This is a genomic window from Citrobacter sp. TBCS-14, from assembly GCF_005280805.1.
GTDB lineage: Bacteria > Pseudomonadota > Gammaproteobacteria > Enterobacterales > Enterobacteriaceae > Citrobacter > Citrobacter gillenii.
In genome coordinates this window covers 378-580 of the sequence record NZ_SZWM01001174.1, presented here as the reverse complement: position 1 = coordinate 580, position 203 = coordinate 378, and the positions used below count along the sequence as shown (strand labels likewise).

The following is a 203-nucleotide window of genomic DNA, read 5'->3' as shown; positions in this document are numbered from 1 at the left end:
CTGGCACTGGCCAATGGCTATCAATCTATTGCGTTCCCGGCTATCAGCACCGGAGCCTACGGATATCCACGTGCAGCGGCGGCGGAGATTGCGGTGAATACGGTGCAAAAATTTATCACCCGCCGTGCGCTACCTGATCAAATCTACTTCGTGTGTTTTGATGAGGAAAATGCCAGGTTATACAAGAGATTACTCACCCAACA

General features: G+C 50.7%; 1 protein-coding gene. It reads left to right on the top strand.

The annotated features are described in order from the left end of the window. On the top strand, nucleotides 1-203 hold a 203-nt coding region (locus FDX22_RS24645; protein ID WP_186805469.1), incomplete at both ends, for a macro domain-containing protein.